The sequence below is a fragment of the Vibrio genomosp. F10 str. 9ZD137 genome (genome assembly GCF_049974785.1).
Taxonomy (GTDB): Bacteria; Pseudomonadota; Gammaproteobacteria; order Enterobacterales; family Vibrionaceae; genus Vibrio.
On the sequence record NZ_JBNGCJ010000533.1, the window covers coordinates 1 to 1,639 of the forward strand.

At 45.0% G+C, this 1,639-nt stretch carries 2 protein-coding genes and 1 pseudogene; 1 reads left to right on the forward strand and 2 read right to left on the reverse strand.

All coding sequences use genetic code 11. The annotated features are described in order from the left end of the window. Positions 1-18 precede the first annotated feature (18 nt). Together ACP45E_RS12935 and ACP45E_RS12940 are read right to left on the reverse strand one after the other, a co-directional pair. On the reverse strand, positions 19-885 hold the full coding sequence (locus ACP45E_RS12935) for an HlyD family secretion protein (protein ID WP_017035950.1): 867 nt from the start codon (positions 883-885) through the stop codon (positions 19-21). Positions 886-896: 11 nt separating this feature from the next. Continuing rightward, positions 897-1,109 (reverse strand): DUF1656 domain-containing protein, encoded by a 213-nt coding sequence (locus ACP45E_RS12940; protein ID WP_026026599.1) that lies wholly within the window; start codon positions 1,107-1,109, stop codon positions 897-899. A gap of 288 nt (positions 1,110-1,397) precedes the next feature. Here ACP45E_RS12940 and ACP45E_RS12945 point away from each other — a divergent pair. Further along, positions 1,398-1,639, forward strand: a pseudogene (locus ACP45E_RS12945) (pyridoxal kinase); the annotation flags it as partial.

Here is a 1,639-nt window from a genome sequence, read left to right on the forward strand (position 1 = left end):
TATCTCTTAGCGTTGAGTTCAGTTGCCTTTAATAATCTTGATCGACGCAGTCGAACCGACGCGCAGTTGAATATTTTCTGGTACCTTCGTCAATTTCACTTTTACGGGAATACGTTGCGCTAAGCGGATCCATTGAAAATTCGGATTTACATTCGGTAAGAGATCGTTGCCTGTACTACCGTCTTGTTTTGCTATCCCATAACCTATGCTTTTGATTTCTCCCTCAAGCAACACGTCTTTGTGAGTCAGTAGGGTCACCATAGCGCGATCTTGCGGATCGACGCCTTGTAAATCGGTTTCTTTGAAAAAGCCCTCTATCCAGAAACTGTGTTCATCAATCAATGCCACCACTGGGCTATTGGCGATCACTTGAGAACCGACCCGTAAAGTAAAGTTGGTAATATAACCATCGGCAGGTGCATAGACTTTGGTAAAGGATAAGTTCAATTCGGCTTCGTCAACCATCGCCTTGGCGATCTCTTGATTGGCTTTTGCCGTTTCTACCGCAACCTCCAAATTGTTGAGCGTCAATATCGGTAAAGACCCAGGAGTAAGACGCTCTAGGTTAAGCGCCCTTGCCTCTTCATTTAGAGATTTTTTTAAAAGAGCACTGGCTTGGTGCAGAGACGCCTGCGCTTTATGTAGAGCCGTTCGGTAAACACTGTCGTCAATCTCAAACAGTAACTCGCCTTGTTTAACTTTGGAGTTATCTTGAATATGAACGTCGACGACCTGACCGGTCACTCGTGGCGTAATTTCAATAATGTACGCTCGAACCTGTCCATCTCTTGTCCATGGGTTTTCAGTATATAGGTTGTACTGCGTAATCAGGCCATACCCTGCTACTAACGCGAGTATGGTAGTGAGTAGATAACGTTTAATCACTGATTGTTCCTCTATAGAACAGGGATAAAATGGCTAATGACAACCATCAAGATAATCATGAGGCTTAGATCAACAATCGCTGGTGCAGCAAAATGTTTATACAAACCAAACTTGCTGCCGATCAGAGCGATCGTGCTGGTCAGGGCGTAAGCAAGCGCACTAACAAGCAGTAATGGTGGGAGGTATATCTCTCCGAAAATAACTTCATGGGGCATTGAATTCAACGTTTGCTCGGATACTTTTAGGGACATTGGGTGAAGAATACAAGCAGCGCCACCACGGCCTAACTCGCATATGATGGATGGCATCCTACAAATCTCCATTCACCCATTCACCCATTCACCCATTCACCCATTCAAAACAACACGACAACGTCTGCGGTGAGGCACACTTTATTCGTAGGGTTTGATCCTCTATTTGAGAGTTATCCGATTCATTATTGCTCATTATTATGGTGGCCTTGAAGCCAATTCAACGTGTTACTTGGCGGATGTTCATCTGAGGAAACCTTAATGAAAGGTATTATGTCTATTCAATCGCACTTTGTTTTCAGCCATAGCGGAAACAATTCAGCGGTCTTTTCAATGCAGCGAATGGGAGCAGAAGTATGGCCTCTACATATTGGCCAATACGCACACCATACTCACTGCGTTCCAGAAATGGTTGGACATCACTACGGCGCTAGCGATATAACCGAATTAGTGGCAGGTCTGGACAACATCGGCCAGCTCGATCGTTGCGCCGCAGTAGTGTC